The 23,300-nt window shown below is 72.6% G+C and carries 18 protein-coding genes and 3 pseudogenes; 14 read left to right on the top strand and 7 right to left on the bottom strand.

Annotated features, from left to right (window positions below; translation table 11 throughout):
* Window positions 1-679: 679 nt before the first annotated feature.
* From ACZ4N5_RS01905 to ACZ4N5_RS01895, 3 genes are all read left to right on the top strand, one after another.
* Entirely contained in the window at window positions 680-2,179 is a 1,500-nt protein-coding gene (locus tag ACZ4N5_RS01905; protein WP_467755182.1) for a DEAD/DEAH box helicase, read from the top strand.
* Window positions 2,180-2,711: 532 nt separating this feature from the next.
* Window positions 2,712-3,014, top strand: a complete 303-nt coding sequence (locus ACZ4N5_RS01900) for a CBS domain-containing protein (RefSeq protein ID WP_467755181.1) — start codon at window positions 2,712-2,714, stop codon at window positions 3,012-3,014.
* Window positions 3,015-3,092: 78 nt separating this feature from the next.
* On the top strand, window positions 3,093-3,407 hold the full coding sequence (locus tag ACZ4N5_RS01895; RefSeq protein WP_355846563.1) for an SCO5918 family protein: 315 nt from the start codon (window positions 3,093-3,095) through the stop codon (window positions 3,405-3,407).
* Window positions 3,408-3,476: 69 nt separating this feature from the next.
* Here the strand turns inward: ACZ4N5_RS01895 and ACZ4N5_RS01890 are convergent, their stop codons facing one another.
* A complete protein-coding gene (locus ACZ4N5_RS01890; protein ID WP_467755180.1) occupies window positions 3,477-3,851 on the bottom strand; it encodes a hypothetical protein in 375 nt (124 codons plus the stop codon).
* Window positions 3,852-4,303: 452 nt separating this feature from the next.
* On the opposite strand from ACZ4N5_RS01890, the gene ACZ4N5_RS01885 reads away from it, so the two are divergent.
* The 3 genes from ACZ4N5_RS01885 (at window position 4,304) to ACZ4N5_RS01875 (ending at window position 6,539) form a co-directional block, all read left to right on the top strand.
* The gene (locus ACZ4N5_RS01885) at window positions 4,304-4,648 is read left to right on the top strand and encodes a MerR family transcriptional regulator (RefSeq protein ID WP_467755179.1); all 345 of its coding nucleotides are present in this window, start codon (window positions 4,304-4,306) and stop codon (window positions 4,646-4,648) included.
* Between the two features lie 398 nt (window positions 4,649-5,046).
* Window positions 5,047-5,394 (top strand): hypothetical protein, encoded by a 348-nt coding sequence (locus ACZ4N5_RS01880; protein ID WP_467755178.1) that lies wholly within the window; start codon window positions 5,047-5,049, stop codon window positions 5,392-5,394.
* Window positions 5,395-5,543: 149 nt separating this feature from the next.
* Window positions 5,544-6,539 (top strand): NAD-dependent epimerase/dehydratase family protein, encoded by a 996-nt coding sequence (locus tag ACZ4N5_RS01875; RefSeq protein WP_467755177.1) that lies wholly within the window; start codon window positions 5,544-5,546, stop codon window positions 6,537-6,539.
* Between the two features lie 126 nt (window positions 6,540-6,665).
* On the opposite strand, the gene ACZ4N5_RS01870 is transcribed toward ACZ4N5_RS01875, so the two are convergent.
* Together ACZ4N5_RS01870 and ACZ4N5_RS01865 are read right to left on the bottom strand one after the other, a co-directional pair.
* Window positions 6,666-7,760, bottom strand: a complete 1,095-nt coding sequence (locus ACZ4N5_RS01870) for a sensor histidine kinase (RefSeq protein WP_467755387.1) — start codon at window positions 7,758-7,760, stop codon at window positions 6,666-6,668.
* Between the two features lie 14 nt (window positions 7,761-7,774).
* Entirely contained in the window at window positions 7,775-8,557 is a 783-nt protein-coding gene (locus tag ACZ4N5_RS01865; protein WP_467755176.1) for a response regulator, read from the bottom strand.
* A 352-nt stretch (window positions 8,558-8,909) separates the two neighbouring features.
* Here ACZ4N5_RS01865 and ACZ4N5_RS01860 point away from each other — a divergent pair.
* The 3 genes and pseudogenes from ACZ4N5_RS01860 to ACZ4N5_RS01850 form a co-directional block, all read left to right on the top strand.
* Window positions 8,910-9,608: pseudogene (locus ACZ4N5_RS01860) on the top strand (glycosyltransferase family 2 protein); the annotation flags it as partial.
* 272 nt (window positions 9,609-9,880) lie between these two features.
* A pseudogene (locus ACZ4N5_RS01855) lies at window positions 9,881-10,495 on the top strand (TIGR04282 family arsenosugar biosynthesis glycosyltransferase); the annotation flags it as partial.
* A gap of 530 nt (window positions 10,496-11,025) precedes the next feature.
* Window positions 11,026-11,928: a class I SAM-dependent methyltransferase gene (locus tag ACZ4N5_RS01850; RefSeq protein ID WP_467755386.1), complete on the top strand. Its 903-nt coding sequence runs from the start codon at window positions 11,026-11,028 to the stop codon at window positions 11,926-11,928.
* A gap of 415 nt (window positions 11,929-12,343) precedes the next feature.
* Here ACZ4N5_RS01850 and ACZ4N5_RS01845 read toward each other — a convergent pair whose 3' ends face one another.
* Window positions 12,344-13,648 carry a molybdopterin-dependent oxidoreductase gene (locus tag ACZ4N5_RS01845; RefSeq protein WP_467755175.1) on the bottom strand — a complete coding sequence of 435 codons (1,305 nt, stop codon included), beginning with the start codon at window positions 13,646-13,648 and terminating at the stop codon, window positions 12,344-12,346.
* A gap of 113 nt (window positions 13,649-13,761) precedes the next feature.
* Here ACZ4N5_RS01845 and ACZ4N5_RS01840 point away from each other — a divergent pair, with 113 nt between their 5' ends.
* The 3 genes and pseudogenes from ACZ4N5_RS01840 (at window position 13,762) to ACZ4N5_RS01830 (ending at window position 17,963) form a co-directional block, all read left to right on the top strand.
* A complete protein-coding gene (locus ACZ4N5_RS01840; protein ID WP_467755174.1) occupies window positions 13,762-15,633 on the top strand; it encodes a hypothetical protein in 1,872 nt (623 codons plus the stop codon).
* A gap of 447 nt (window positions 15,634-16,080) precedes the next feature.
* A pseudogene (locus tag ACZ4N5_RS01835) lies at window positions 16,081-16,407 on the top strand (amino acid permease); the annotation flags it as partial.
* 191 nt (window positions 16,408-16,598) lie between these two features.
* Window positions 16,599-17,963, top strand: a complete 1,365-nt coding sequence (locus ACZ4N5_RS01830) for a M20/M25/M40 family metallo-hydrolase (protein WP_467755173.1) — start codon at window positions 16,599-16,601, stop codon at window positions 17,961-17,963.
* 80 nt (window positions 17,964-18,043) lie between these two features.
* Here the strand turns inward: ACZ4N5_RS01830 and ACZ4N5_RS01825 are convergent, their stop codons facing one another.
* Complete coding sequence (locus ACZ4N5_RS01825; RefSeq protein WP_467755172.1) at window positions 18,044-18,502, bottom strand: (2Fe-2S)-binding protein; 459 nt, start codon at window positions 18,500-18,502, stop codon at window positions 18,044-18,046.
* Between the two features lie 114 nt (window positions 18,503-18,616).
* Complete coding sequence (locus tag ACZ4N5_RS01820) at window positions 18,617-20,731, bottom strand: xanthine dehydrogenase family protein molybdopterin-binding subunit (protein ID WP_467755171.1); 2,115 nt, start codon at window positions 20,729-20,731, stop codon at window positions 18,617-18,619.
* Window positions 20,732-20,861: 130 nt separating this feature from the next.
* Here ACZ4N5_RS01820 and ACZ4N5_RS01815 point away from each other — a divergent pair, with 130 nt between their 5' ends.
* Both ACZ4N5_RS01815 and ACZ4N5_RS01810 read left to right on the top strand, forming a co-directional pair.
* Window positions 20,862-21,452: a hypothetical protein gene (locus ACZ4N5_RS01815; protein WP_467755170.1), complete on the top strand. Its 591-nt coding sequence runs from the start codon at window positions 20,862-20,864 to the stop codon at window positions 21,450-21,452.
* 148 nt (window positions 21,453-21,600) lie between these two features.
* Window positions 21,601-21,996, top strand: coding sequence for a TOBE domain-containing protein (locus ACZ4N5_RS01810; protein WP_355846588.1), 396 nt, complete (start codon window positions 21,601-21,603; stop codon window positions 21,994-21,996).
* 85 nt (window positions 21,997-22,081) lie between these two features.
* Here the strand turns inward: ACZ4N5_RS01810 and ACZ4N5_RS01805 are convergent, their stop codons facing one another.
* Window positions 22,082-23,245, bottom strand: coding sequence for an NAD-dependent formate dehydrogenase (locus tag ACZ4N5_RS01805; RefSeq protein WP_467755169.1), 1,164 nt, complete (start codon window positions 23,243-23,245; stop codon window positions 22,082-22,084).
* Window positions 23,246-23,300: the final 55 nt, after the last annotated feature.

Here is a 23,300-nt window from a genome sequence, read left to right as displayed (position 1 = left end):
GGGTGCGGGCCCCAGCTCGCCGCGTTTTCGGCGCAGACGCCCCGGCGGTCCGCGGTGGGTTCGACCCGCGACCGCGCTTCCGGGGATTCAGGATCGGATCAGGGTCCACGGCGGCCCGCCCGCCCGGGTCCACGGCCCTCGGTACGGGAAGCTCCCTCAATACGGGAAGCCCCACCCGCCGCTCGGGAAGCGAACGCTTCGGAGCGGCGCCCGCGCCCGGACCTTTCGGCTCTTTTCCTGACCTCTGCCGCCGATCTCGCACCCGGGCCACACCTGGTCCGCTCCTCGTCTGCTCCTGGTCCACGTCGGTCTGTTCCCGTTCCCGGCTCACTCCGGGTCTGCGTAGGGGCCGCGTAAGGGCGGCGTATGGTCCGCGTAAGGTCGCGTCCGGTCCGCTTCTGTGTTCTGTCGCACGTCGTCCGATACCCGGTCGCTTCCCGTTCGTTCCTCTTCGCTTCCCTTCACTTTCCTTCATTCTTATCCATTCCGCTTCATCCGCTTCACCCTCTTCATTCCTCTTGTTTCCGGGATCGCGCCGCCCGTTCGGCAGCACATCCCGTGAGAGTTCTCACCGATCCGATTCGGTGCTGAATTTCAATCGGCTCGTTCTCGCGATTCTCTGCGCTGCTCATTCGCTGCGGGAATTCCTTGATACGCGCCCGGTCAAGGAAGGTTCCGCATGAACCGCACGCGCACCAACGATCGCTACTCCCGCACCCGTACAGAGGGCGCCGGCTCCAAGAGGAGCGGCGGCAGCCGATTCGGAGCCCCGTCCTCGGGCCGTTCCGGCGCCCCCAGCCGGTCGAAGGGCTACGGACGCCAACAGTCCTCTCCGCAGGGAGAGTTCGCGGTGCCGGTGACGATCACGCCCGCTCTGCCGCCCGTGGAGGCGTTCGCCGACCTCGCCCTGCCGGAGCAGTTGCTGGCGGCGCTCGGCCACGAAGGCGTCACCGTCCCCTTCCCGATCCAGGGGGCGACGCTGCCGAACTCGCTCGCGGGCCGTGACGTACTCGGCCGCGGCCGCACCGGCTCGGGCAAGACCCTGGCCTTCGGCCTCGCGCTGCTGGCCCGTACCGCCGGTCAGCGCGCCGAGCCCAGGCAGCCGCTGGCCCTGGTCCTCGTGCCCACCCGAGAGCTGGCCCAGCAGGTCACCGACGCGCTCACCCCCTACGCCCGTTCGCTGCGCCTGCGGATGGCCACCGTGGTCGGCGGGATGTCGATCGGCCGCCAGGCCGGCGCCCTGCGCGGCGGGGCCGAGGTCGTCGTCGCGACGCCGGGCAGGCTCAAGGACCTCATCGAGCGGGGCGACTGCCGACTGAACCAGGTCGCCATCACCGTCCTGGACGAGGCCGACCAGATGGCCGACATGGGCTTCATGCCGCAGGTCACGGCGCTGCTCGACCAGGTGCGTCCGGAGGGGCAGCGGATGCTGTTCTCCGCCACCCTGGACCGCAACGTCGATCTGCTGGTCCGCCGCTACCTCTCCGACCCGGTGGTCCATTCCGTCGACCCGTCCGCGGGCGCGGTCACGACGATGGAGCACCACGTCCTCCACGTGCACGCCGCGGACAAGAGCCGGACGACCACCGAGATCGCGGCGCGCGACGGCCGGGTGATCATGTTCCTGGACACCAAGCACGCGGTGGACCGGCTGACCGAGCACCTGCTGAGCAGCGGCGTCCGCGCCGCGGCCCTGCACGGCGGCAAGTCCCAGCCGCAGCGCACGCGGACCCTGGCCCAGTTCAAGACGGGGCACGTGACGGTCCTGGTGGCGACCAATGTCGCGGCGCGCGGCATCCATGTCGACCAGCTGGACCTCGTGGTCAACGTCGATCCCCCGACCGACCCCAAGGACTACCTGCACCGCGGCGGCCGTACGGCCCGTGCCGGCGAGTCCGGCAGCGTGGTGACCCTGGTGATGCCCAACCAGCGCCGCGAGATGAGCCGGCTGATGGCCGCCGCCGGCATCACCCCGCAGACTAGCCAAGTGCGCTCAGGGGAAGCGGAGTTGAACCGCATCACCGGCGCCCAGGCTCCTTCGGGCGTGCCGGTCGTCATCCGCGCGCCGGTCACGGAGCGTCCCCGCCGCAGCGCCTCGGCCTCCTCCCGCGGCCGGCGTGGCCGTCCCGGCCAGGGCCGCTCCGCCGGCACCACGACGCATCGCGCAGCCCAGCAGTAATCCGGGCCGACACCCGACGCTCGACCGCTGACGCACGAACGCCGACGCGTGACAGCCGAGACCCGACGCCTGTCAGCCGACGGCCGACGGCTGACGGCCGACGGCTGACGGCTGACGGCTGACGGCTGACGGCTGACGGCTCAGGACCGCAACACGCTGGTCGCCGGTGACTGATCACCGGCGACCGGTCACCGGTAGCTGGTCGCCTGTAGCTGGTCGCCAGTCGCCGCTTGCCGGTCACGGCGACCGGCTGCGGTAACAGGTCACCTGGCCGGTCGCAGGTCACAGGTCATAGGTCATAGGTCACCATTCGTCGTTGGCGGTCGCAGGTCGCCATTAACCGGTTGTCGTCAGCCAGTCGCCGTTAGCCGGTTGCCGGTGGTCGTCAACCAGCCGCCGTTAGCCGGTTGCCGGTCGGCATCCGCCGGTGACCAGCCGCCGTTCACTGGTCACCGGTCACTGGCGCCAGTCACTCGTCACCCTTCACCGTTCGCCACGCTCACCCCCGCACTCGCCCCGCAGGAGGCCTCCTTTGGCGCTCGTTCAGATGCAGCCGCATTCCGCCGGACCCGTCTCGGCCGTCGTCGACGACCTCAGGCACGCCTCCGGGCTGCGGGTGCGGGGCGACATGACTGTCGAGGTGGCGCTGTCCGTCATGGCGGGCGCCCGCGTCGGGTTCCTCCTCGTCTGCGACGAGGACGACCAGTGCACGGGCTCGGTCACCGAGGCCCAGCTCGCGGTCGTCCGCGACGGCTCCGGGTACACGGATCAAGTCCGCGTACGTGACGTCCTCGACCCCCGCCGCACGCAGGGCGCTCTCGCCCTCTTCAACTGAGCGTCCCGCCGTCCCCGGCCGGTCCGCTCGGCCCGGCTCGCCGCTCGGGCCCTTTTTTCCCGCTATCTGTGAGGCATCATGCGCTGTGTCATCGCCCGCTTCCCGTTCGACCTCACCAAGAGTGGTGTGCTGGAGTCGATGAAGGGGATCAAGCCCGAGCCGATCACGGGTGAGTCCGTGATCATCGGTCGCTGCCACTACCCCGTCAAGCAGGTGGGCGAGGTCATCACCCGCCAGGACCGCCGCGACTTCACGGGCGGCGAAGTCACCCGGGCCATGGCCCGTCTCGGCTTCACCTGCCGTACCCCCGAGGTGGCCACGCCCCCGCCCGTCCTCAGCCCGCTCCAGAACGCCTCGGCCCTGCTCGGCAGCCCCGACCCGCTCGAGCTCTGAGGACCTCCGCCGATAACAGGACAGCCATGAGGGCCCCGCCGACACGGTCGGCGGGGCCCTCATCGCGTTTCACTGGTCGGAGTAGCTGAAGTCGCCCACGGTCCAGGCGCCGACGTCCTCGATCGCGACGCGGTACATCCCGCCGGTGTCGGGAATACCGACGCTGCCTTGAAGGATGCGGGCGAGATGGAAGTGCAGATGGGTCGGCGCCCCGGGGCGCTCGCTCCGGCCCGCCGTCCGGTCGGGGGCGAAGATTTCGGAGAACGGGCCGAGACGGTCCGAGTCCTTCAGGACCTCCGACACCCGCTCCCGCCACACGGCCTCCGGGGCCAGCCGGCCGGTGATGACGGCACCGCCGACGACCACGGTCAACGACATCTGCGTGCTGTGCCCGGACTCCACCATGGCGGAGATGTCAACGAGGAGCTCGTCAGGGTTCGACATGGAAGTCCATTCTATTCAGCGGTCCCGCCGGTCGCCGTGTCGGTCACTGCGTGCCGCAGAATATCTGGGCCCCAAGCACCTCGAAATCTGTCTTTGTGAGAGTAGACATCGGGCGGTGGCGTGATTAGGGTTTCCTCTACAGACCTCGTCGGGCCGCGGAAGTTCGCTTCCGGTCCGACCGGTGAACGACGTAGCGGAAGAACGGAGGAGGAAGACGCCATCAGGATCGCCCGGCCGAGAGCATCCCGGTCCGGGTACCGCAAGAACCCGGAATGGACGGTGGTTCCCGGTCACGCCTACACGATCCCCGCTCACCCGCCCCTCGCTCGGGCCCGGTAGCGGAAACAGACGGTCGGCTCCGCAGTAGAGCCGGCAGATGGTGTTCAATTTCCTTCGGGGCCCTGGTGCCGTACGGCAGCGGGGCCCCTCGACGCGTGCCACAACGAGGTGAAATGACAGCGGACACTCCACTCAGTGGTCGTCTCGACGACGACGACTACCCCGCGTACACGATGGGCAGGGCCGCCGAGATGCTCGGCACCACACCGGGCTTTCTCCGAGCCATCGGTGAGGCACGCCTGATCACTCCGCTCCGCTCGGAGGGCGGCCACCGTCGCTACTCCCGCTACCAGCTGAGGATCGCCGCCCGCGCGCGGGAACTCGTCGACCGGGGAACCCCGATCGAGGCCGCTTGTCGCATCGTCATCCTTGAGGACCAGCTCGAAGAGGCTCAGCGCATCAACGCCGAGTACCGACGCGCCGCGCAGCCGGCACCGGAGGGATCCAGCGCCGGCTGACCGCGTCCGCAGGCGGGCCCGCCGACGCGGCCGCGCGGAATCGACACCCCGATCCACACCCCCGATCCACACCCCCGATCGACGCCCACGGGGCGAGTGCGTCCGCGACCGGGAACAGGATCGCGTTGACACCGGGGGTCGCCCGGCGTTGACTGACAGCCCGGTGTGCGACCCATGCCTCTCGGGTGACCGTGGCGGCCGTGATCACCGCAGTGACGACCCTTCCGGAACGCCCGATCCGATCGTCAGCACCCGATCGTCACCACCCGATCGTCGCGACAAGACCGTCACGACACGACGTCACACCCGATCGGCACGACACGATCGTTGCGACATGATCGTCGCCACCCGATCTCTCTACGCGCCCCGCCGGTACGACGTACAGGAAGTGGCCCACGATGATGTACGACCAGACACGCGCCCAGCAGCCCCCGGACAGGCAACCCGGTTCCGCCGGGCGGCGCACGCCGGGCCCGGAGCCACTGCTCGGGGCGGCCGAGCGGGCCGAACTCACCCAGCGGCTCCACCATGCCCTCAACACTTTCGCGCACAACCCGCGTGAGGCGCTGGAGGAGGCCGAGACCGCGTTCGACGAGGCCGCGGCCCAGCTCATGAGCGCCCTCACGGAACGGCGGCGCGCCCTCCACGACGGCTGGCACGGCCAGGACCCCGAGACCCAGTCCGACGAACTCCGCCACGCGCTGCGGCAGTACCGCGAGATCACCCAACGGCTGCTGCGCATGTGAGCCCGCTCCGCCGCGCCCCGAGCCGGAACCCGGCAGGTGCCGGGCGCGCCGTCGGCCCGGGTCCGGCCGTCGACCCAGGTCTTACGGAGCAGTGACGTGGTGGGCGTGGTGGTGCCGGCGGACGGGGTCGCGGTTCTAGCGTTCGTGACATGCGTGTACTGGTTACCGGCGGGGCCGGGTTCATCGGAGGTCAGGTCGTCGCGGCGCTGCGCGCGCGGGGGCATGAGGCGACCGTGTTCGACCTGCGGGACGGACACGACGTGCGGGACGCCGAGGCCGTCGCTGCAGCGCTGAACGGCATGGACGCGGTGTGCCATCAGGCCGCGATGGTGGGCCTCGGCGTCGGGTTCGGCGACGCGGTCGAATATGTGTCGCGCAACGACCTCGGTACGGCCGTGCTGCTCGCCGGGATGGCGGACGCGGGGGTACGGCGGCTCGTGCTCGCCGGGTCGATGGTCGTGTACGGGGAGGGACGGTACGCGTGCGAGTGGCACGGGGTGGTGCGGCCGGGGCCGCGGGCCGTCGCCGATCTGGACGCGGGGCGCTTCGAGCCGCGGTGCCCGCGCTGCGGTGAGGAACTGACGCCGGGTCTGGTGGGCGAGGACGCGCCCGTCGACCCGCGCAACGTGTACGCGACCACCAAACTGGCCCAGGAACATCTCGCGGCGGCCTGGGCCCGCTCGACGGACGGCGTCGCGGTGTCGCTGCGCTATCACAACGTCTACGGCCCCGGGATGCCCCGCGACACCCCCTACGCGGGCGTCGCCTCCTTCTTCCGGTCCGCGCTCGCCCGCGGTGAGGCCCCGCGCGTCTTCGAGGACGGCGGACAGCGGCGGGACTTCGTCCACGTGGGAGATGTGGCCGCCGCCAACGTGGCAGCCCTGGAGGCGAGTTCGCGGGACGGCGCCCTCACCGTCTACAACACCGGCAGCGGCGAGCCCCGTACGGTCGGAGAGATGGCGCGGGCCCTGGCGGACGCCTACGGCGGGCCCGAGCCGGTCGTCACCGGGGAGTACCGGCTCGGGGACGTACGGCACATCACCGCGGACTCGGCCCGGCTGCGCGCCGAGCTGGGGTGGAAGGCGGAGATCGGATTCACCGAGGGAATGCGGGAGTTCGCGACGGCCCCGCTGCGCGGGGAGTAGCACTTCCGGGAGCGCACCCCCTGCCAGGACCCTTGGTGGCGGACGCCCCGGCCAGGGCCCTCGGTGGCGGACGCCCCGGCCGAATCTCAGGGAACGAACGCCCCGGCCGAGAGGCCGGGGCGTCTTTCACACCCCGGCCATCGGGAGGGTGACCTCGAAGCGGCAGCCGCCGGGGACGTTGTGCACGGCGGCCATGCCCCGGTGGGCCTCGACGATGCCGCGGACGATGGCGAGGCCGAGGCCCGCTCCGGCGGGAGGCGTACGGGCGTGGGAGCCGCGCCAGCCGGTGTCGAAGACGCGCGGGAGGTCCTCCTCCGGGATGCCTCCGCAGCCGTCGGTGACGGACAGGACGACGCCCACGTCCGAGCGTTCGGCGGCGACCGCGACCGTGCCGTCGGCGGGCGTACGGCGGATCGCGTTGACGAGGAGATTGCCGAGCACGCGGCTCATCTCCTTGCCGTCCACCTCGACCGGCACCTGCTCGATGCGGTTCCCGACCAGACGCACGCCGTGCTCGCGGGCCAGCGGATCCGCTCCCGCGAGGGCGTCACCGACGAGGTCGTACACGGAGACGCGGGAGGGGGACAGGGCGAGGGCGCCCGCGTGGATCCGGGAGAGTTCGAAGAGGTCGCCGACCATGTCGTTGAGGCGTTCGACCTCCGTACGGATCTGGCGCAGATAGCGGTTCGGGTCCGCCGCCACGCCGTCCTCCAGGGCCTCGGACATCGCGCGCAGCCCGGCGAGCGGGGTGCGCAGATCGTGCGAGATCCAGGCGACGAGCTCGCGGCGCGAGGTCTCCAGGGCGCGTTCGCGGTCGCGGGACTCCGCCAGCTTGCGACTGGTGGCCGCCAACTCGCGGCTGAGCGCAGAGAGTTCGGCGGTCGCCGGACCCTCGGGAGCCGCGAAGTCGCCGCCGTCGCCGAAGGAGCGGGCGGCGAGGGTCAGCGCCCTGCTGCGGGCCACGACCCAGCGGCCCAGCAGGAGCGCGGTGGCCAGCGAGACGACGGCCGCCATGGCGACGACCGTCGTGACCACGCTCAGGTCGTGCGGGGACAGGAACATCGCCCACGCCACCGCCAGCGTTCCCGCGAGCATCGCGCAGACGGCGACGGCGGCGACGACCGCGAGGGACGCGGTGAGCGAGCGGCGCCGGAGCAGCCGGAGCGCGCCCGCCCCGAGCAGGCCGGCCGCGGCGGCGCCCAGGAAGGCGAACAGGGCCATGACGAGTACGTCGTTCACGAGCGGGCCTCTTCCTCGGGCGTTACCTCGGGCGTTACCTCGGGCGCTTCGTCTGGCGCTTCCTCTGGCGCTTCTTCTGGCGTGGAGTGGGTCTGTCCGGCGTCGGCGGGCCGGGCCGCCGCCTCCGTGTCGTCGAAGCGGTAGCCCACGCCCCACACCGTCTGGATCAGGCGGGGCCGTGCCGGATCGTCCTCCACCTTGCCGCGCAGCCTGCGTACGTGGACGGTGACCGTCGACAGGTCGCCGAAGTCCCAGCCCCACACCTCGCGCATCAGGTCCTCGCGGGCGTACGCCCGGCCGGGGTGCCGGAGGAAGAAGGCGAGGAGGTCGAACTCGCGCAGGGTGAGGGCGAGTTCGGTGCCGTTCTTGGTGACGCGGCGGGCCGACGGGTCGATGGTGAGACCGGCGGCGTGCAGCGGGCGCGCGGTGGCCGCCGGACGGGTCCTGCGCAGGACGGACTCGACCCGCAGGACCAGTTCCCGCGGGCTGAACGGCTTGGTGACGTAGTCGTCGGCCCCGACCTCCAGGCCGAGGATCCGGTCGTCCTCGTCGCCGCGCGCGGTGAGCATGATGACCGGCACGGGCCCCTGGGCGCGCAGCCGGCGACACACCTCCAGGCCGTCCATGCCCGGCAGCATCAGGTCGAGCACCACCAGGTCGGGCCGGTGCGCGGCGGCCCGGGCGAGCGCGGCGGGGCCGTCCGCGGCGCGGTCCACGAGATACCCGGCGCGGTCGAGGTACCCGGAGACGACCTCGGCCACGGTCGGGTCGTCGTCCACGACGAGGACCCGGGTGGTCGCCGCGCGAGGGGCCGCGGCGGTCTCTCCGAGAGGACTCGCGGCGGACCCCGGGTGGGTGTTCGGAGCAGTCCCTGGGCGGGTGTTCGGGGCAGTCCCCGGGTGAGGGCTCGGGGCAGTCCCCAGGTGGGTGTTCGGGCCGGTCCCCGGGTGAGGGCTCGCCACCGGCCCCGGCCCCCCGTTCACGCTCGGGGCAGGTCCGGCACCTGGGGATTCGTGCGGTTGATGCATGAATCCAGCGTCCCACCCGGCCTGGTCCGGTGCGGCTCGTCGAGACCGACGTCCGAGTTTCGTAAGGACATGAAGTCCGGTATACCCCTTTCGCGTTCGTAAGGTGAAGCCCGTGACGACCTTTCCCGTACCGGACCCGGACGTCGACCTGGTCCTTCCCTGTCTGAACGAGTCCGGCGCCCTGCCCTGGGTGCTCTCCCGGATCCCGCCCGGCTGGCGCGCGCTGGTCGTGGACAACGGTTCCACGGACGGCTCCGCGGAACTGGCCCGCGCGCTCGGCGCGACCGTCGTGCGTGAGGAGCGTCGCGGGTTCGGCGCCGCCTGCCACGCCGGGCTCACCGCCGCCACCGCGGACATCGTCTGCTTCTGCGACTGCGACGGTTCCCTCGACCCGGCCCTGCTCCTGCCGTTCGTCGCCGAGGTCCGGGCCGGCGAGGCCGACCTCGTACTCGGCCGGCGCCGCCCGCAGGGGCGCGGCGCCTGGCCCGCGCACGCCCGTGCGGGCAACATCGCGCTGGCTCGGATGCTCCGGCGCCGCACCGGCCTGCGGCTGCACGACCTCGGTCCGCTGCGTGCGGCCCGCCGCGAGGCGCTGCTCGGGCTCGGGCTCACCGACCGGCGCAGCGGCTATCCGCTCCAGATGGTCGTCCGCGCCGCCGACGCCGGCTGGCGCGTCACCGAGCACGACGTGCCGTATCTGGCCCGCACCGGTGTCTCCAAGGTCACCGGCACGTGGCGCGGCACCTGGCAGGCGGTACGGGACATGCGCCGCGTCCTGGCCGAACCGCCCACGCCCGTCCGGGTTCACGCCCCGGCCCCGTCCCCCGGCCGGCCCCACTCCCCGGCCCAGACCCGGACGGCGCCCCCGACCGGAACCCAGCCCGGAACCCAGGCCCGGACGGCGGCCCCGACCGGAACCCTGTCCCAGACGGCGGCTCGGACCGGAACCCAGCCCGGAACCCAGACCCAGACAGCGGCCCCGACCGGAGCACCGGCCGGAGTGCAGGCCGGAGTGCAGGTCCCAGCGCCGGCACCGGCGTCGGCCCTCGCACCGTCCCGAGGAGGAACCGTCCAGTGAGCGTCACCCTGCTCGTCATCGCCAAGGAACCGCGTCCTGGACGGGTGAAGACCCGGCTCACACCGCCGTTCACCCCCCGGGAAGCGGCGACGCTCGCCGAGGCGGCCCTCGTGGACACCCTGCGCGCGGTGGCGGCGACGCCCGCGCGACGCCGGGTCCTCGTGCTCGAAGGGGCGCCCGGCCCCTGGCTTCCGGCCGGCTTCGACGTCGTACGACAGTGCGCCGGCACTCTGGACGAGCGGCTGGCCGCCGCGTTCGCGGGCTGCTACGGACCCGCGCTGCTCATCGGCATGGACACGCCCCAGGTGACGCCCGCCCTGCTCACGGTGGACTTCGCGGACTGCGACGCGTACTTCGGGCCGGCCGAGGACGGTGGCTTCTGGGCACTGGGCCTCGCCGAACCCGACCCCCAACTCCTGCGGGGTGTACCGATGTCGACGCACACCACGGGTGCCGTGCAGCGGGAACGCCTCGTCGGGGCCGGGCTGCGGGTACGGGATCTGCCCCGCCTGCGGGACGTCGACACGGCCGCCGACGCGACGGCGGTCGCGACGGCCGCGCCCGAAGGGTTCTTCGCGGCGGAGCTGACCCGGCTCCGGGCGGTGGCCGCACCGGTCGCCGGACAAGGTCCCCGACCGTCCGCGGGGGACGCGACCGGGCCGGTCCCGGGGCGGATGCCGGGGCCGATCCCCGGACAGACTTCGGGAGCAACGGCCGACCAGGCCTCGGGATTCATCGCCGGGCTCAAGGCCGTGCAAGCCGCCGGAATCCCGGCCGGAATCGGCACCGGCGGGGATACCGGCCCGGTCGCCGGGCAGCGGGGTGCCGGGCGATGAGCGGCGCACGCGGGACGACCGCGCGAGGTATGAGCGCGGCACGGAGCTCTGTGCCCGTCGCCGAGACCGGGAGCGGGCCGGGGGCCGGGACCAGGACCGCGAACGGGACGCCGACGCCGACCGGCACCGGCACTGGCACCGGCACCGGCACCGGCACCGGGATTGGGATTGGGAGTCAGGCCGGGACCGGGATCGAGGGCCGGACCGCGGCAGAGGGCCCGACCGCGGCAGAGGCCGTGACCAGGACCGGCACTGGGTCCGGAACCGGAGGCGGCAGCAGAGCCGGAAGAGGGAGCGGGACCGGCATAGGCGCCCTGTCCGGGCGGGCCGCGCGGTCATGGGCCGCTGATCCCTATGCCGACGCGCTGGGCGCCGGTCGGGGGCCGCTGTTCCTTCGGCGGACGGACGGCTGGCTGCTTCCCCTGGAGGTGGAGCGCTGGTGCGCCCGCGCCGACGCGGTGGACCTGCAGGTACTGGCGTACTGCGAGGGCGCCGTGCTCGACGTGGGGTGCGGGCCGGGCCGGCTGGTGGCGGAACTCGCGGCGCGGGGACGCCCCGCACTCGGCATCGACGTCAGCGAGGCCGCCGTCGCCCGCACGGTACGACTCGGCGGGCAGGCGCTGCACCGGTCCGTCTTCGAGCCGCTCCCCGGCGAGGGCCGTTGGGGCACCGCCCTGCTCGTCGACGGAAACATCGGCATCGGCGGCGACCCGGCCGCCCTCCTGCGTCGCACGGCCGAGCTTCTCGCCCCCGGCGGCCTGCTGATCGCCGAGACCGTGGCGGGCGCGGACGTCGACGAACGCGTCGACGTCCGCATCGTCCGCGCCGCGCACACCGACGACGACACCGCGGACGACCGTGCGACCGAGACCGAGACCGGGAGTGAGGGCGAGGGCGAGAGCAAGGGCGAGTCCAGGAGCGAGGGCGAGGGCGGTGCCCAGGGCGCGTCGGGCGACCGGGGCGCCTTCCCGTGGGCGCGGCTCGGCACTCCGGCCCTGCTCCGGCACGCGGCGCGCGGGGGATGGCGCGCCGACGCTCAGTGGGCGGCGGGCGGACGTTCCTTCGTGGCCCTGCGCAACGGGCCGCGGCGGGACGCCCGGAGGGACCGCAGGACGAGCAGCAGCGCGGAACCCGCGAACAGCACCGCCGTGATCAGCAGCCAGTGGGCCAGGAAGTCGTCGGCCGGCAGGGCGGTCGCCGACCGGTAGTGGTCGGCGACCTGCCCGCTGATCAGCGGGAACCACACCAACAGCAGCAGACCGGAGAGGGCCGCCGGAACACGGACGTACATCGTCCGGTCCCGGTGACCGGTCGCGTCCAGCGCCTCCGAGACGGCCCGGTCCGCGAAGGCGTACAACGGCACCAGTACCAGGTCGTGCAGCACCGCCGCACCCACGAACCAGAGCGCCACCCGGGACCAGTCGGCCGTGAGCAGCCGCACCCCCGCGTAGGCGGCGAGCGCGAACGAGCAGGCCAGCAGGAGGAGTTGGAAGGGACTGCCGATCAGGTCCCGGCCGAGGCGGGGGCGCGTCGCCGGGCGCAGCGCCTCAAGCCGTCGTCGCAGCTCAAGTCGCCGCAGATCAAAGTGCCGTGGGTCAAGTCGCCGCAGGTCAAAGCGTCGCATCACAGGTCTCCGAACGTCATCCGGGCCACCCATTTGGTGTTCAGCACGCCGGGCGCGGCCGGAACGATGACCCGCGCCGGGTAGCCGTGATCGGGGGTCAGGGCCTCGCCGTTGACGAACAGGGCGAGCAGGGAACGCGGATCGCGCACCTGGTTGTCCCGCAGGGCGGCCACCCGGAACGCCCCGTGCCGCTGCAACGACTCCACGAGTACGTCGGGGGCCGAGTCCTTCTCGTAGCCGACGAGTCCCGCCAGATCCCGCAGCCGCACGCCCCGCCACCACTGGTCGGACGTCGACCAGCCCTCGACACAGGCGATGGGCAACGCGGCGCTGAACAGGGGGAGTTGCTGGAGTTCGGTGCGGCTCAGCCGGACCGTCCGGCCTTTGCCCGTGACGACCAGACGCCAGGCCTCTTCGCTGGACTCCGTGGCGGTGATGCCACGCGACGCGGCGGTCTTGTTGATCTGGAAGCCGCCTGGTCCGGAGCCCGGTTCGGCGCCGCCGTGCGGGGCCAGCAGCGCCGTGGCACGCAGCGGCCCGTCGAAGCTGTGGCCCGCCGAGGTGGCGACCAGGAGCACGGAGCCGCCGCCGACGAATCCGAGGGCCCCGCGCCGCGAGACCGTGGGCGGCAGCGGGTCCGGGGACACCAACTCGTCCTCGGGGCGCGCCGGTTCACCCGCGCCGGGCAGGCCGCTCGCCCGATCCGGCGATGCGCTCGCCGACCCCGGCCGGGGGCTGGGAGTGCGGATGTGACGCAGGTTGCGCAAAGCCGTCGGCACCCGCAGTACCGCGTGCGTCACGAACGCCGCGATGAACACCCAGGCTCCGTAGAAGTGCAGCGTGTAGAAGGAGCCGGGGAAGACGTAGTCGAGCTGGATGTTCAGCACGCCGGTGGTGAACTCGAAGAGCGCGCCCCCGACCAGCAGCAGCAGCGAGAGCCGCTCCAGGGCGTGCGCGAGCGAGCGGGCCGGCGGCAGCGCGAACAGTTTCGGTACGACCGACCACAGTTTCGCCAGCAGGACCGGGATCAGCGCGACGCCGAGCGTGACGTGGATGCCCTGGGTGAGGCGGTACAGCCAGACCGGACCGGTCGGCCAGTTGAAGAGGTAGAACCCGAGGATCCCCTTGTCGGGGGTCTTGTCGTTCACCGGCGAGAGGTTCGGGTTGTAGGCCGCGTACGACAGGAGCCCGGTCACGAACAGCACCGTGATCCCGACGAGCAGCACCACGCCGAGCACGGAGGTGAACCAGGGACCGCGCAGCGGGCTGCGCCAGAACGCGGGTGACGAGGGAGACCGTGGCATGCCCCGACCGTAGGCCGGGGGCACCCCCCGAACGGGTTCTCAAACCATGACGAAACTCTGACGTCAACCACAGTGGCCCCGCTTGCCGGAGCCTCCCGGCCTAGCGTGCAGGGGTGAACCGCGATCTCCCCCGCGATCTGCCTCGCGACCGCCCCGAAGACCCCTCCCGGGTTCTTCCCCCGGCTCCTCCACGGGCAGTTCCCCGAGCAGTTCCCCGGAGCCTGGCACGGGTCCTGTCCCGGGCCCGGTCCCAGGCCCGGTCCCAGGCCCGGTCCCCCGACCTCTCCCGCGCGCTGCTGAGCGACCGGCCCCGGGCCGTCGTCCGTGATCTGGCCGCCGCCCTGGCCGCGGCGCTGCTCGTCCTGACGGCCGTGATCGTCGGCTATGTCATCGAGCACCGCGACGGCACGCTGTTCGTCAGCGCCGCGCCGTTGTACGGGCGCTGGGGGCCGCACGTCGGACCCGGCACAGCGGCCGCGATCGCCGTGGCCGTCGCGGTCGTGGCGTACGGACCTCTCCTCGCCGCCCGGCTGCCCTGGCGGTGGCTGCTCCTCGCCGTGTGGGGCACGACGACGGTGTGGACGTTCTCCCTCGCGCTGATCGACGGCTGGGAGCGGGGCGTGGCCCGGCGTCTCACCGCGCGGTACGAATATCTCCAGGTCATCTCGCCGGTCGACCGCTTCCACGACATCCCGGCCACCCTGCGGGACTTCACCCACCACATCCTGTTGCAGTCCCCCGACCACTGGCCCGCGCACATCGCCGGACATCCGCCGGCCGCCACCCTCACCTTCGTCCTCCTCGACCGGATCGGGCTCGGCGGCGGAGCCTGGGCGGGCGTCTGGTGCATCACCGTCGGCGCGACGGCCGGGGTGGCGGTGCTCGTCACCGTGCGCCTCCTGGCCGGGGAGGCTCTCGCGCGCCGCGCCGCGCCCTTCCTCGCCCTCGCCCCGGCGGCCGTGTGGATGGGCACCTCGGCGGACGGCTACTTCGCGGCCGTCGCCGCCTGGGCCCTCGCCCTGCTCGCCCTCGCGGTCACGGGACACCGGCCGCGGACGGCCGGCCTCGCCTCCGGTCTCCTCCTCGGCCTCACCGCGTATCTCTCGTACGGGCTGACCCTGATCTCCGTGATCGCCTGCGCCGTCCTGCTGCTCGGGCGCCGCTCCAGGCTCCGTCCGCTCCCGTACGCCCTGGCCGGACTCACCGTCGTACCGATGGTGTTCACCCTGCTCGGTTTCAACTGGTGGGAGGCGTACCGCCTGTTGGTGACCCGCTACTACGAAGGGGCGGGAGGCATCCGGCCGTACGGCTACTGGGTCTGGGCGAATCTCGCCTGCACGGTGCTGATCGCGGGACCGGCGACCGTGGCGGGTCTGCGCAGGGCCGGGGCGGCGGTCGTACGGATCGGAGCGGCGCCGGTACGGCTCCGGACCGCACCCGGACCGGAGGGCCGGTCTCCCGCACCCGGGTCGACGACCCAGTCCCCGGAGGAATCCGCGATTTCCGCACGCGGCAGCGCGACGGCGCACGTGCCTCGGGCTCCCGTCGGCGCGGCCGTCGCGGCGGTCTCGGGTACGGGCCGGGGCGCGGGCGCCGCCACGGAGACGGGCCTGGGCGCGGACGCGCGTCAGGGTTCCCGTACGGACCCGGCCGCCACGGGTCCGGCCCCCCGGACCGGCACCGCGCGGGAACACCTCCCCGGCGCCGCCCCCGGCACGGAGCCGGAGTCCGGCGCGGCCGCCGTGGACACCAGCCCTGCCGTCGGCACTGCCCCGCGTCTCGCCGTCCTCGTCATCGGGGCGCTGCTCGCCCTCCTCGTCGCCGATATCTCCGGTATGAGCAAGGCGGAGACCGAGCGCATCTGGCTGCCGTTCGTGATGTGGATGCTCCCGGCGGGAGCGTTCCTCCCCCGGCCCCGTGCCTGGCTCATCGCCCAGGCCACCCTGGCCCTGCTCCTCAACCACCTTCTGCTGACCGGCTGGTGACCGTCCGGGCCGGCTCCGGATGCCCAGGGGCCGGCCCGAGGCGGATCGTCAGGGCACATCGACGAAGTCGTCCACGGCCGTGGCCGTACCCGTCGTGGACGTGCCGATGTCCGGTCCGCCCGAACGGGCGGGGAGGCGCTGGAACGGCGAGGACCGGTGTCCACCCGGACAGGTGAGAAGGGCCCGGACAGGGCGGGAACCGGTGTCCACCCGGACGGGTGAGGAAGGCCGCGGGCCCACGGGGGTCGAGGCCCGCCCAGACCCAGCGGGCCCGCGAGGGCCGAGGCTCACCCGGACCCAGCGGGCCCGCGAGGGCCGAGGCTCACCCGGACCCAGCGGGCCCGCGAGAGCCGAGGCTCACCCGGACGGATCATCCGCCGCGCACCGCCGGTCACCCGCGCGGAGGCTGGCCTCATCGCTTTCGACCCATGCACCGGGAGGGGTCCGATGAGCTCGATGGGCATGCCCGCCGGCGCGCCACGGCAATCGGCGCGGGCCGCGCACGCCACGATCCCGGCGGCGCCCGGACTCACCTGGCTGACCCTGGCGCTGATGACGACGGCGTCGCCGGCGAGTCTGCGGGCCGCTCCCACCATGGCGCTGTACGGGCCGGCCTGCGTGTTCCTCTGCCTGGTCCCGGCGATCGTGTTCCCGCTGCCGACCGCCCTGGTCTCCGCGGAGCTCGCCTCGGGCCGGAACGGCGGTGTCTACCGTCGGGTGAGCCAAGGGCTGCCCAAACCGCTCGGCTTCCTCGCCGTGTGGTGCCAGTTCGCCGGCGCCCTCAAGTCGGCCCTGTGGGAGATCAAGGTGTCGAACGGCGCCGCTTTCGTCGGCCGGCGGCCCGTCATCGGCGACGGCAGGGCACTCCAGGCGGAGGCCACGATCCTGAAGATCTACTGTCCGGACAAGCTGGACAAGATCCAGGACAAGCTCGGCACCCTGAAGACCGACGACGCGGTGAGGCGGTGACCGTGTCCGAACTCGCCGGGAAAATCGCCGGGTTGATGGGCCGGGCCAGGACGGACCTGGCCGAACTGGTCGCCATCCGGTCCGTCGCCGACCCGCGCCAGTACCCGCCCGAGGAATGCCACCGGGCCGCTCAATGGGTGGCCGACGCCTTCACCGAGGTCGGCCTGCGCGACGTCCACCTCGCCGAGACGCCCGACGGCAGCCTCGCCGTCCTCGGCCACCGCCCGCCGCCGCCCGGCGCGCCCATCGTCCTGCTGTACTGCCACTACGACGTGCAGCCGCCGCTGGACGACGACGCCTGGACCACCCCGCCCTTCACCCTCACCGAGCGCGACGGCCGCTGGTACGGGCGCGGCACCGCGGACTGCAAGGGCAACATCGTGATGCACCTGACCGCCCTGCGGGCGCTCGGCGACGACATCCCGGTCGGCCTGAAGTTCGTCGCCGAGGGGTCGGAGGAACAGGGCACGGGCGGTCTGGAGAGCTACGTGGCCCAGCACCCGGAGCAGTTCCTCGCCGACGCGCTGCTGGTGTGCGACACCGGCAACGCGGAGGTCGGCACGGGCACCGCCACCGTCACCCTGCGCGGCCTCGCCAATGTCGTCGTCACCGTCGACACGCTGGCCGGAGAGGTGCACTCGGGCATGTTCGGCGGCCCCGCCCCGGACGCGCTCGCCGCGCTGATCCAGATACTCGCCACCCTGCGCGACCCGGCCACCGGCGCGACCCGCGTCAACGACCTGGACTGCGAGGGCGGTTGGGAGGGCGTCGACTACGACGAGGCGCAGTTCCGCGCAGACGCCGGAGTGCTGGACGGCGTCCGTCTCACCGGCACCGGCACGGTCGCCGACCGGCTGTGGGCCCGCCCCGCCGTCACCGTCCTCGGCATCGACTGCCCTCCGGTGGTCGGCTCCGCCGCCGCCGTACCGCCCACCGCACGGGCCCGGGTGAGCCTGCGGGTCCCGCCCGGCACGAACCCGGTGGCGGCGCGCGCGGCCCTCACCCGGCACCTCACCGAGGCCGCGCCCTGGGGAGCCCGGGTCACCGTCGAGGACGAGAGCACCGGCGCCCCCTTCCGGGCGGCCACCGACGGCCCCGCCTACACCGCGCTCGGCCGCGCCATGAACGAGGTCTACGGCAAGCCCATGGCCGTCCTCGGGCAGGGCGGCTCCATCCCGCTGTGCAACATCCTCGCCGAGACCTACCCCCGCGCGGAGATCATCCTCATGGGCGTGGAGGAACCCCGCTGCCTCATCCACGCGCCCGACGAGAGCGTCGACCCCTCCGAGATCGAGCACATGGCGCAGGTCGAGGCGCTCTTCCTGCGCGCCTACGCGGCCGCCGGGGGCCGCGGCCGCTGATCCCGGCACGACCCTCCCCACGGGACCGCGACCGTCGCCGTACGGCCGTGGTCCCGCCCCCAGGTCTGCGCACGACTCCCTCAACCGCCTTGCGCGGAAGCCTTTTTGATCGCCTCGCGGATACGGAAGTACGTGCCGCAGCGGCACACGTTCTCGATGCGGTCGATGTCCGCGTCCGTGGGGTCCGCCGTCCTCTTGAGCAGCGCCGCGGCGGCCATGATCTGGCCCGGCTGGCAGAAGCCGCACTGGGAGACGTCGCAGTCGAGCCAGGCCTGCTGGACGGGGTGCAGAGTGTCGCCGTCGGCGAGGCCCTCGATGGTGGTGACCTCACGGTTCACGCAGTCCGCGACCGGGACGACACAGGGCTGGATCTCCGCGCCGTCCAGATGGCTGGTGCAGGCCCGGCAGACACCGACACCGCAGCCGTACTTGGGCCCGGTCACGTCCAGCAGATCGCGCAGCACCCACAGCAGGGGCATGTCCGCCGGTGCCTCCACGGTGACCTGCTTCCCGTTGAGGACGAACGAGTAGGACGGCATCAGCACTCTCTCCGGAGCGGCATCGGTACCTGCACCTCTAACGGGTCTCGGAAGGGGGTCGGACGGAGTTCTCGGAAGGGGTCGGAGGGGGCCGGAAGGGGTGGGAACGAGATCTCAGAAGTTGATCGGGAAGCGGCGGGGGCGGGTCCCCGTCGCACGGGCGTAGGCGTTGGCCACCGCGCCTGCCGCCGCCGGGACACCGAGTTCACCGGCCCCTCCGGGGTCTCCTCCGGAGGGCATGATGTGCGCCTCGAAGTGCAGCGGGGCGTGTCGCTGACGGGCCCAGTGGAAGTCTGCGAAGCTGCCCTCGCGGACGGCGCCCGCGTCGAGGTGCAGGCCGGCCGTGAGCACCGTGGAGATGCCGTCGATCGCGGTGCCCATGAGCTGGGCCTCGAGTCCGCGCGGGTTGACGGCCGTTCCGACGTCGGCGGCCATCACGACCTTGGTGACCCGCGGATTCTTCGGGTCGACGGCGTCGATCTCGACCAGGCAGGCCACGCAGGAGCCGTACTCCTCGTGCACGGCCACGCCCTGCGCGTGCCCGTCCGGCATGGTCCGGCCCCAGTGTCCGGCCTCCGCCGCCCGGTCGAGCACGGCCCTGACCGCCTTGCCGCGCAGTGTGGTCCGCCGGAACGCCACCGGGTCCCGGCCGAGGCTCCGGGCGATGTCGTCGACGACGATCTCCTCCGCGGTGCGCATGGTCCCGGAGTCCACGGAACGCCAGGCGCCCAGCGGCATGGCGAGACCCACCGATCCCGAATCGCCGGACACACGGCCGAAGTTGTAGAGCCCGCTGTCGCTGGGCAGCGGTCCGCCGGCCCGGGCGCCCATGGTGGTGACACCGCCCTGCGCGGTGACGCCCGGCTTCTCGTACGACTCGCTCACCGACGCCGTCATGTGCGTGAACGCCACCACCCGGCCGCCCGCGTGGCTGGCCCGGATGCGGTGGTGGCTGGCCGGGCGCATCCGGCCGTGCCGCATGTCGTCGTTACGGCTCCACATCAGCTTCACCGGACGGCGGGCCTCCTTGGAGACGAGGGCCGCCTCGACGGCCGCGTCGTAGGTGAGCCGGCGCCCGAACGACCCTCCGCCGCGCAGGACATGGACCCGGACCTTCGAGGCGGGCAGCCCGGTCACCGAGGCGATCGTGTCGCGCGCGTCCATCGGCGTCTGGGAGGAGAACCAGATCTCGGCACTGTGCGCCCGTACGTCCGCGACCGCGGTCAGCACCTCCATCGGGGCGTGCCCGACGAACGCGAACTCGAACTCGCCGCCCACCTGCAGGGTGCCGAGCTGCGGAGGGCCGAGCGGCGGGACCGCGGCCCGCAGCCGGGCTCGTACCGCCGCGTCGGACAGGGCCGCGAGCGGGCCCGGCGACCAGGTGATCCGCAGGGCGTCCCGGGCCTTGAAGGCGTGGTGGAAGGTGTCCGCCACGACGGCGACCCCTCCCTCGATCCTGACGACGGCGTGGACGCCGGGCAGCGCGCGGGCCGCCCGGTCGTCGAGCGAGCGGACCTTCCCGCCGAGCGTCGGCGGCCGGGCCACCACGGTCGGCTTCGCCCCGGCCACCGCCAGGTCGCCGGTGTACTTCGCCCTGCCCGTGACGATGTCCCGCGCGTCGATGCGGGAGGTCGGCCGCCCGATCACCCGGTGCCGGGAGGCCGGCTTGGGATCGGTGGACACGGCGGGCCGGTGGATCCGGGCGGCTGCCGCGGTCAGCGATCCGAACGTGGCGGTACGGCCGTCGGGCGCGACGACCATGGTGTCCCGCGTGCGCAGCGTCTTCGGGGGTAGGTGCCAGCGCCGGGAGGCGGCGGTCACCAGCTTGGCGCGCGCGGTGGCGGCCAGCGCGCGGGCGGGCCCATACAGCGAACCGACCGAGTTCGAGCCGCCGGTGAACTGGTTGCCACTCTTCCGGGCCTCGGCGAGCGGGATCTCGACATCGGCGAGCCGGGCGTCCAGCTCCTCGGCGATCATCATGGCGACCGCGGTGGTGATGCCCTGGCCGACCTCCACCCTCGGCAGCCGGACGACGACCTTGTTGGCCGCGGTGACCTCCAGGACCAGCATCTCGTCGTCGGTGCCGGTCACCAGCACGTCGGAGGGTCCCGCGGCGGGCTCGGCACCCTCCGCGGGCGAGGCGTCGCAGCCGAGCGGCGCGGCGACGGTCAAGGTGGACGCCGCCAGCGTGTGGACGATGAATCTGCGGCGGGACAGCTGACGGGCCAACGAAGGCTCCTCTCCGAGCCACCCGGGGGCGTACGACTGGTAGGAGGGGCGGACTGGCCCTGCGGTTCCCGCTGAACGGATGCGGCGTCTGCCGCGTCCCCGTACCACCGGATGGCGGACGGGGAGGAACATGAACAAGCGAAGCAGGATCAGGGCGAGCGGCGGCGTCGTGGCGGTAACTGCCGTGGCACTCATGACGGTTCAGGGGTCGAACGCCGACGCGGGAAGCGATCGGACACCCGTCGCGGAGCACACGACCGTGTGCTCCGGCACCCGGCCGGCGCACAGCCTGCCCGGCAGGGAGTCCTCCCCGCTCCGGGTGACGATCTACGCCGACAAGAAGGGCGGGACACGCTACAAGACCGTCTTCACCGGAGTGTCGGTCGACGAGCGCGGGAACGCCGTGAACGTGTACCGCATCCCGTCCAAGGCGTTCGACGCGGACATCTGCGGTCACGCGATCAAGGGGGTGAAGGTGCGGATCCACGACACGGACGTCACCCAGCAGCAGACCTACGCACTGGTCGACCGGATCAGCCACGACATGGACCGCTGGGACGGCCGGTTCAAGCTGTACACGGTGGGCCCCGACGTCAACGGCTATGTGATCTTCGGCGTCGATTCCCCGGCGAAGGCCGAGCCCATCATCAAGAAGGCCTTCGCCACATTCTGGGCCGGGCACATCAAGGTGGAGCATTCGGGAGTGCCGAGGCTCGACTGACGGCGGCAACGGTCCGGGCAGGGCCCTTCGCCCCGTCCGAAACGGCTGCCGTCCTGTTCGGAACGGCTGCCGCCCTGCTCAGAACGGCTCGCGCCGCGCCCCGGGTTCGGCTTGCAGCTGCGAGGACCGCCTGCCTATCGTCGCGCGTATGCAGTCCTACACGATCGGCCAGGCCGCCCGGCTCCTCGGGGTGAGCCCCGACACCGCCCGGCGCTGGGCGGACGCCGGGCGGGTGACCACGCATCGGGACGAGAGCGGACGACGCCTCATCGAGGGGCGCGATCTCGCCGCGTTCTCGGTGGAGCTGGCCGGCACCGGCGGGGAGGAGGGCGTCACCTCCTACACGTCCGTCCGCAACGCCTTCCCCGGCATCGTCACCGCCGTCAAACTCGGCGATGTCGCGGCCCAGGTGGAGATCCAGGCGGGACCGCACCGGCTGGTCTCGCTGCTGACCCGGGAAGCCGTCGAGGAACTGGGCCTGGAGGTCGGTGTGGAGGCCACCGCCAGGGTCAAGTCGACCAACGTGCACATCGACCGCGCCTGAGCGGCCGCCGGTTAGGAAGACCGTCGCCGATGACGAGCGGCCGCCGGTTCAGGACACCGTCGTCGCATACGAACGGCCGCCGTGTTCAGGAGACCGTCGTCGAGTACGAGTGGGCTCCCGTCCCGGCCAGCGCGCCCCCGTCGACGATCAGGTACTCGTCGCGGATCGGGGTGCCGTCCAGGAAGCACTCCAGGATCTCCCGGGTGCCCGCCGCGTAGCGGGCCTGCGCGGAGAGCGAGGACCCCGAGATGTGCGGGGTCATCCCGTGGTGCGGCACGGTGCGCCACGGGTGGTCGGCGGGCGCCGGCTGCGGATACCAGACATCGCCCGCGTACCCGGCCAACTGCCCGCTGACCAGCGCTCGTTCGATCGCGTCCCGGTCCACGATCCGGGCCCGTGCCGTGTTGATGAGATACGCCCCGCGCTTCATCGTGGCCAGCAGCTCGTCGCCGAACAGGCCCTCGGTCTCCGGGTGCAGCGGCGCGTTGATGGTGACGACGTCGCAGTGCGGGGCCATGTCGGCCGCGGTCGGGTGGAAGGTGAGCCCGAGCTCCCGCTCGACGGCCTCCGGCAGCCGGTGGCGGTCCGTGTAGTGGAGCTTCACGTCGAAGGGCGCGAGCCGCCGCAGTACCGCGAGACCGATCCTTCCGGCGGCGACCGTGCCGACGTGCATGCCTTCCAGGTCGTACGAACGGGCCACGCAGTCCGCGATGTTCCAGCCGCCGTCGAGCACCACCTGGTGCGCGGGCAGGTAGTTGCGGACGAGCGAGAGCGTCATCATCACCACGTGTTCGGCGACGCTGATGCTGTTGCAGTACGTCACCTCGGCGACCGTCACTCCGTGCGTGATGGCCGCGTCGAGGTCGACGTGGTCGGAGCCGATACCGGCCGTGACCGCCAGCTTCAGGTTCTTCGCGGCGGCGATGCGCTCGGGGGTGAGGTACGCGGGCCAGAACGGCTGCGAGATGACGACGTCCGCGTCGGGCAGCTCCCGGTCGAAGACCGATCCGGTGCCGTCCTTGTCGGAGGTGACGACCAGAGTGTGACCGCGCTCCTCCAGGAAGCGGCGCAGCCCGAGTTCGCCGGTCACGCTGCCGAGCAGCCGCCCCGGGGTGAAGTCCGTCCCCTTGGGGGTGGGCGCGGTCTGGCCGCCGGGGTAGTGGTCGATGACGGGGAGGTCGTCCCGGGCGTACGTCGTCGGGTATCCGTCGGCCGGGTCGTCGTACAGCACGCAGAGCACCTTGGCCATGTCGCGGCTCTCCTCAACTCCGTTGTTCGGAAGGTGTTGTCACCATCCTCGGAGT

Source organism: Streptomyces sp. NPDC026500, from assembly GCF_055567635.1.
Note: the sequence above shows the minus strand (reverse complement) of the source record. Positions and strands in the feature narration are given on the sequence as shown.